Raw genomic sequence first — 7,387 nt, forward strand, 5'->3', positions numbered from 1 at the left:
TTTTTAAAAAAAATTAAAAAAAATATAATTAATTATTAAATACAATAAAATAAATAATTTTTTATGTGAAATTTTCGAATTTGACAAATCTACTCATAAAATTATTCATCTAATAACAAATTAATTTTAGATATTATACATATAGAAAAGTAATAATTATGTTGAATCTATACAAAAATAAACCTTGATATTAACTAATAAATAAAAATTTTTTTAAAAAATTTTTATATTAAGAAAATATTTTTAGATATTTAAACCTATTCAATTTTAACATATTTTATTATTATTTACAACCAAATAACCAAAACATTTTTTTAATACTAAAAAAAAAATTTATCAAAAAAATTTTTTATTAGTACTTCCGAAACCACTTTGGCGTATTTTATCTTTTTCAACAAAATCATCATTAGTTAAATAAAAATTTTGTAAAATTCCTTGTGCGATTCTTTCATTTTTTTTAATTACAACACGTTCATCGGAAAAATTATATAAAGGAACAAAAATATGTCCTTCATTGTTTTCGTTATTATAATAATCACTATCTATAACACCTACACTATTAGGCATTATTAAACTTCTTTTTAAAGCTAAAGAAGATCTTGGATAAATAAATAAAACTTTATCATTATCAAAACAAGCTTTTATACCTGTCGGAATAAGAACTACTTCTTTTGGCTCTATTACTATATCTATAGCAGATTCAAAATCATATCCAGAACTAAAAAGAGTTTGTCTTCTTGGTAAATTAATTTGTTTATTTTTATACGAACTTACAACTTTAAAAAAAAATTTCAAATTAGTATTCATTATTTTTTACCTTTTTATTTTTTTTAAAATATTTCGAGGATGATTATTAATAAATTGCTTTTTCAAAAAAGAATCAGAAACATAAGTATAAATTTGTGTAGTTTTTAAATGTGAATGTCCTAATAATTCTTGCACTACTCTTAAATCAGCACCATTATTTAATAAAACAGTCGCGAAAGCGTGTCTTAAAGCATGAGGATAAACAGATATTTTTTCTCCTGTTCGTTTACTAATTTGATTCAAAATAAATCGAACTCCTTTTTCGGTTAACGATTCACCTTTATAATTAACTAATAAAAAATCATTGTTTTTTTTATCCAAATTAATATTTTTTTTCAATAATTGAGTTCTAACATGAGATAAATATTTTTTTAACATAATCAATAAATTTTTATGAAAAGGAACCAATCTCTCTTTTTTTCCTTTACCACAAACTAAAATTTGTTCATCATCAAAAGAAATATCTTTTATTTTTAAATTAATTAACTCACTCACTCTTAAACCACAACTATAAAGTAAATCTAAAATAATATAATTACGATAGCTTAAAACATCAGATAAAGAAATGGAATCAAATAACTTTTGAATAAATTCTTCTGGTAAAATTTTAGGTATTTTTTTGGCAATTTTTTTAAATTTCATAAAATAAAAAATGTTAGATTTAAAATTATATCTTTCCATCAAAAAATTATAAAAAGTTTTTAAAGATGCAATTTTTCTAACAATACTAATATTAGCTAAATTTTTCTTACTTAAATAATTCAAAAACAAACGTGCTTCTTTTTCATTAGATAAATTAACAAAATCAAATTCCATTTTTTTATCTGATAAAAAATTTTTAAATTCTTTCACATCATTTATATAACTTTTAATTGTTAAAGGAGAATAATTACGTTCAATTTTTAAAAATATTTCAAAATTTTCAATAAAGTCCAATTTATCACAAACCTAACTAAATTTTTATAAAAAGTTATTATACTATTAAAATAATTCCATTTATAAGTCTAAAACACAAACAAAATTTTTTATTATATTTTATATCGAAATACATTATTTTTTTAAAAAAAGATTTTTTTAAAAAAATAATGTAAAATAATATAATATTGTTATTATATATAATTTTTGTAAAATTATATATAAAATTGTGTATAATAATAATTTAAAATTTAAATTCATAAATAAAAAAAACAAATAATAAAAAATATATTAAATAATAAAATGAAAATATTAAGTAATATAACTAATTAAATATATGAAAGAAGAAAGATAAATATTAAAAGAAATAATGAATGAAGAAATAAGCCATTTGCTTCCTATATTAACTAATATAACTTCATTATTTATCTTTTCTGGCTCTTTTTTTTATTTTTATTTTCAAAAAAAAAAACTTAAAGAAGAAATAAAAATAACAAAAGAAAAAATTGAAAAAAAAATATTAAACTCTCAATTTGTTTCTAAACGTATTATTGAAGAAACGGAAAATAAAATATCTTTTTTAAAAAAAGAAACAGAAAAAGATCTGAATCAAAGAAGAAAAATAATTGTTAATTTAGAAGAAAATATGATATATAAAGAACAATTATTGAATAAAAGAATTCAATATTTGAACGAAAAAGAAGAACTATTATATATAAAAGAAAATAAAATAAATATTAACCAACAATATATAGAACAACTTCAGTTAAAAGAAAAAAATATAATCATTAAACAACAAAATAAATTAGAAAAAATAGCTAATTTAACTAAAAAAGAAGCTCAAGAAATGATTTTCGAAGAAGTAAAACAAAGTTCTTTCATAGAAATGTTAGAATATGAAAAAAATAAAGAAAAAGAATATAAATCTAAAGTTAAAAATAAAGCTAAAGTTTTATTAATTTCAGCAATGGAAAAATTATCCAGAGAAATTATTATCGAACATAATACCAGTATTATTTATCTAGAAAAAGATGAATTAAAAGGGAGAATCATCGGTAAAGAAGGACGTAATATTAAAACTTTTGAACTCATCACTGGAGTAGATTTAATTATTGATGATGTTCCAAATACAGTTATTTTAAGTTGTTTCGATCCTATTAGAAGAGAAATAGCCAAAAGAACTTTAGAACATTTAATTAAAGACGGAAGAATTACCCCCGCAAGTATTGAAAAAGTATTTCATAAAAAATCTTTAGAAATCGATGATTTTATACAAGAAATAGGCGAAGAAGCTGTTTATGAAACTAAAATCGGAATGATCGACGAAGAACTAATAAAATTATTAGGCAAATTAAATTTTCGAACTAGCTACGGCCAAAATATTTTAAATCATTCGATCGAAGTAGCATTTTTAGCTGGAAAATTAGCAGCCGAAATTGGAGAAAACGAAACTATCGCTCGAAGAGCTGGACTTTTACATGATATAGGGAAAGCTTTAGATTATCAAATGGAAGGAAGCCACGTTAAAATAGGGGTTGATATAGCGAACAAACATAAAGAACCTTTAGAAGTTATCGACGCAATTGCTTCCCACCATGAAGATCAAGAATCTCAAACTGTCATAGCGGTTTTAGTTTCTATCGCTGATACTATTAGTTCTTCAAGACTAGGAGCACGTAAAGAATCAATAGAAAACTATATCCAAAGAATATCTCAATTAGAAAGAATCGCTGATGGTATTTTAGGCGTAGATAAAGCTTACGCTATTAAATCTGGAAGAGAAATAAGAGTTATTGTTAAAACAGATGAAGTGAACGATTTTAATACTTTTTTAGTAGCTAAAAAAATTAAAAAAGAAATTCAAAAAAATATAAATTATAACGGTACTATTCAAATTACAGTAATTAGAGAGTTAAGAGTGATCGAGAAAGCAGAAGTTAATACTTCTTCTTCAAAAAATTAAAAAAAATAAAACTAAAGAAAATAAGAGATAAAAAAATGAGAATTCTTTTTATAGGAGATATTTGTGGAAAAAAAGGAGTTGATTATTTAACAGAAAAAATTAATTTCTTAAAAAAAAAATATAAAAGTGAATTTGTTATTGTTAACGCTGAAAATGTTGATAATGGTAAAGGATTGGACTACGAAAATTATCAAAATTTAATTCTGTCAGGTGTAAATATGATAACAATGGGGAATCATAATATATACAACAAAAATATGAATAATTTAGTAGACTCAGACAACATTGTAAGACCTTTAAATTTAAAACAAAAAGGATTACAAGGAAGCGGTTACAAAATAATAAAATATAAAAAGAAAAAAATTCTTATAATGAATGCTTTAGGAAGAGTTTTTATGAATGAAAAAGAAAATTTATCTTGTCCTTTCAAAAAAATAGAAAACATTTTAAAAATTTGTAGTAAAAAATATGATTATTCTTTTTTAGATTTTCATGCCCAAGCTACAAGCGAAAAAATCGCTTTAGCTCATCATTTTGATGGAAGAATTGATGCTATAATTGGAACTCATACCCATGTTCAAACTAATGATGATAGAATTTTGCCAAAAAATACAGTTTATATCTCTGATGCTGGTATGACAGGTCCTTATGATGGAGTAATCGGAACAGACAAAGATATTATTATTAATAATTTTTTAAATGAAAAAAAACAAAAACATAAATTGGCAGAAGGTAAAAGACAATTGAACGGAGTTGTGGTTAATTTAGGGTCTCATAAAAATATTGAAAAAATAAACTTTCATGAATAATTTTTTTCATAATAAAATTAAAATTATTTATTATAATTTTATTATGAAAAAAATTATTGTAATTGTTGGTCCTACTGCATCTGGAAAAACTAATTTATCAATTGAATTAGCTAAAATATTCCAAGGAGAAATTATTAATGCAGATTCAGTTCAAATTTATAAAAAATTTGATATCGGTTCAGCTAAAATAACTTTAGAAGAAACTCAAAATATAAAACATCATTTAATAAATAAAATACATCCTGAAGCATCATATAATATTTATAATTTTCAAAAAGATGTCAGAGAAATAATTCATCAAATAAAAACACCTTTTTTAGTAGGAGGAAGTGGACTTTATATAAAAGCAGCTCTTTTTGATTATGAATTGTTACCAGAACCAAACAAAATAAATGAAAATAATTTAAATTTAGAACAATTGTTAACGATAATAAAACAAAAAGATCCAGATTTAATTTTAGATACCAAAAATTCTCGACGAATAATAAGAGCTTATCAACAATTGTTCCAAGAAAAATTAAGATCTCAAAAAAAAGGAAAAAATATACCTTTGTTTGATATTTTGTTTATTTATTTAGATATAGAAAGGAATATTTTAAAACAAAGAATCACTTTAAGATTAGAAAAAATGTTAGAACAAGGTTTTATTGAAGAAGTAAAATATCTTATGGAAAATTATCCTAAAGCAAACTTAAATGTTATAGGTTATAAAGAAATAAAATCTTTTTTAAATAAAGAAATAGATTTAGAAAAAACTAAAGAATTGATTATAAGAAATTCCTTAAAATATGCTAAAAAACAAAAAACATGGTTCAAAAACCAAACACCAAATATAAAAGTAATTAATGGTTTGTCTCCAAAATTAATTGTAACAACAGAAATTATGATTAAAAATTTTTTAAAAAAGGAAAAAATAAATAATGATTAATACTAATGATTTTAAAACAGGTCAAACAATTAAATTAAATAATGATGTTTATCAAATTGTGGAATTTCTACATGTAAAACCTGGTAAAGGTGCTGCTTTTGTAAGAAGTAAATTAAAAAATTTAAAAAATGGTTATATTATCGAACATATTTTTAACGCAGGCATTAAAATTGAAAAAGCCATAATTAATAAAGTAAAATTACAATTTTCATATATAGAAAATAATAACTATATTTTTTTAGATCCGAATACTTTTGAATCTTTTGAAATATCTAAAAACAAATTAGAAAATGTAACTAAGTATTTAAAAGAAAACATGTTATTAGAAGTTATTTTTGATGATAAAAATGAAGTTTTAACTGTTTCTTTAGATGATAAAATTTCTTTAAAAGTTATCGAAACTGATACATTAACAACTTCAAATACAGCAAGAAAATCTACTTCTTATAAAGATGCTACATTAGAAACCGGTTTAACTATTAAAGTGCCTATTTTTATTGAAAAAGGTGAAAATATAATAGTAAATACGGAAACAGGTTTATATATTTCAAGAGATGTTAATAACAATAATTAAATAAATAAATAATATTTAAAAAATAAATAATATTTAAAAAATAAATAATATTTAAAAAATAAATAATATAACAAAAAAAGATTAATCTTAATATAAGATTAATCTTTTTTATTTATACTGAATAATTTAAATTAAAAATTTAAATTTTATTCTAATATTTTGATAACTGTTCCAGTTCCGATAGTTTTTTTGCCTTCACGTATAGAAAAGTTAGTTTCTAATTCGATAGCAACAGAATGAATTAAAGTAATAATAAGTTCTACTGTATCACCTGGATTTACTATTTTGTTGTCTCCTGTTAATTGTATAACACCTGTTACGTCAGCAGTTCTTATATAAAATTGAGGACGGTAATTATTTGAGAAGAAAGTTTTTCTACCGCCTTCTTCAGCTGTTAAGAAATAAATTTTACCTATAAATTTATGATGAGGTTGCAAAGTACCTACTTTTGCAATAACTTGACCACGTTGCATTTCTTTATGACTTATACCACGTAATAAAATTCCTATACTGTCTCCTGCAAAAGCTCCTTCTTTATCTAAATTTTTATGAAACGTTTGCAATCCGATAACTGTAGATTTCTTTTTTTCTTTAATTCCGATAATTTCAACTTCGTCTGCAAGTTTAATTTGTCCTCTTTCAACACGTCCAGTTGCAACATCACCTCTACCTTTAACATTTACAACTTGTTCAATTGGCATTAAAAAAGGTTTGTCTAAAGCACGAACTGGTTCGTTTACATATGTATCTAAAACGTTAAGTAATTCTTCAATACTTTTTAAATATTTTGCATCACCTTTAGTTGCCATTAATGCAGAACCTCTAATAATAGGAATATTATCAGGATCGTTATATTTGAATTTTGCTAAAATATCTCTTATTTCAGATTCTACTAATTTAAATATTTCTTCACTATCAACTTGATCACATTTATTTAAAAAAACAACTAATTGAGGAACTCCTACCTGTTTAGCAAGTAAAATGTGTTCTTTAGTTTGAGGCATTACACCGTCTTCTGCAGAAACAACTAAGATAGCAGCGTCCATTTGAGCTGCTCCTGTAATCATATTTTTAATATAATCTGCGTGTCCAGGACAGTCTACGTGTGCATAGTGTCTTTTGTCTGTTTCATATTCTACGTGTGAAGTACTAATAGTGATCCCACGTTTTTTTTCTTCAGGTGCTTTACTAATTTGTTCGTAATCTAATTTTTTTGCTAATCCTTTAGTTGATAAAAAATGAGTAAGTGCAGAAGTTAAAGTAGTTTTTCCATGGTCTACATGTCCGATTGTACCGACATTTACATGTGTTTTATTTCTTACAAATATTTCAGCCATTTTTTTTAAATTTCCTTTTTTTATAATTATTTTATTATAATTTTTTTTATTTTT

The 7,387-nt window shown here is 22.7% G+C and carries 7 protein-coding genes; 4 read left to right on the forward strand and 3 right to left on the reverse strand.

The window, feature by feature from the left end:
- Window positions 1–336: 336 nt before the first annotated feature.
- Both dut and AB6A63_RS01410 read right to left on the reverse strand, forming a co-directional pair.
- Window positions 337–807, reverse strand: coding sequence for a dUTP diphosphatase (dut, locus tag AB6A63_RS01405; RefSeq protein ID WP_370430908.1), 471 nt, complete (start codon window positions 805–807; stop codon window positions 337–339).
- Between the two features lie 6 nt (window positions 808–813).
- A complete protein-coding gene (locus AB6A63_RS01410; RefSeq protein WP_370430909.1) occupies window positions 814–1,743 on the reverse strand; it encodes a tyrosine-type recombinase/integrase in 930 nt (309 codons plus the stop codon).
- A gap of 349 nt (window positions 1,744–2,092) precedes the next feature.
- Here AB6A63_RS01410 and rny point away from each other — a divergent pair, with 349 nt between their 5' ends.
- Genes rny through efp form a run of 4 tightly spaced genes read left to right on the forward strand, consistent with a single transcriptional unit; the run spans window position 2,093 to window position 5,996 of the window.
- Window positions 2,093–3,685: a ribonuclease Y gene (gene rny / locus AB6A63_RS01415; RefSeq protein WP_370430910.1), complete on the forward strand. Its 1,593-nt coding sequence runs from the start codon at window positions 2,093–2,095 to the stop codon at window positions 3,683–3,685.
- Between the two features lie 35 nt (window positions 3,686–3,720).
- Window positions 3,721–4,494 carry a TIGR00282 family metallophosphoesterase gene (locus tag AB6A63_RS01420; protein ID WP_370430911.1) on the forward strand — a complete coding sequence of 258 codons (774 nt, stop codon included), beginning with the start codon at window positions 3,721–3,723 and terminating at the stop codon, window positions 4,492–4,494.
- A 43-nt stretch (window positions 4,495–4,537) separates the two neighbouring features.
- Complete coding sequence (gene miaA, locus AB6A63_RS01425; RefSeq protein WP_370430914.1) at window positions 4,538–5,422, forward strand: tRNA (adenosine(37)-N6)-dimethylallyltransferase MiaA; 885 nt, start codon at window positions 4,538–4,540, stop codon at window positions 5,420–5,422.
- Entirely contained in the window at window positions 5,415–5,996 is a 582-nt protein-coding gene (gene efp, locus AB6A63_RS01430; protein ID WP_370430912.1) for an elongation factor P, read from the forward strand. The genes miaA and efp overlap by 8 nt, the downstream gene beginning before the upstream one ends.
- A gap of 146 nt (window positions 5,997–6,142) precedes the next feature.
- Here the strand turns inward: efp and tuf are convergent, their stop codons facing one another.
- On the reverse strand, window positions 6,143–7,333 hold the full coding sequence (gene tuf, locus AB6A63_RS01435; protein WP_370430913.1) for an elongation factor Tu: 1,191 nt from the start codon (window positions 7,331–7,333) through the stop codon (window positions 6,143–6,145).
- Between the last annotated feature and the right edge of the window lie 54 nt (window positions 7,334–7,387).

The organism is 'Camptotheca acuminata' phytoplasma (assembly GCF_041276565.1).
GTDB lineage: Bacteria > Bacillota_I > Bacilli_A > Acholeplasmatales > Acholeplasmataceae > Phytoplasma.

Coding starts and splice junctions, on each gene's coding strand:
- dut (WP_370430908.1), bottom strand. CDS start 807: ATGAATACTAATTTGAAATTTTTTTTTAAAGTTGTAAGTTCGTATAAA.
- rny (WP_370430910.1), top strand. CDS start 2,093: ATGAATGAAGAAATAAGCCATTTGCTTCCTATATTAACTAATATAACT.
- AB6A63_RS01420 (WP_370430911.1), top strand. CDS start 3,721: ATGAGAATTCTTTTTATAGGAGATATTTGTGGAAAAAAAGGAGTTGAT.
- miaA (WP_370430914.1), top strand. CDS start 4,538: ATGAAAAAAATTATTGTAATTGTTGGTCCTACTGCATCTGGAAAAACT.
- efp (WP_370430912.1), top strand. CDS start 5,415: ATGATTAATACTAATGATTTTAAAACAGGTCAAACAATTAAATTAAAT.
- tuf (WP_370430913.1), bottom strand. CDS start 7,333: ATGGCTGAAATATTTGTAAGAAATAAAACACATGTAAATGTCGGTACA.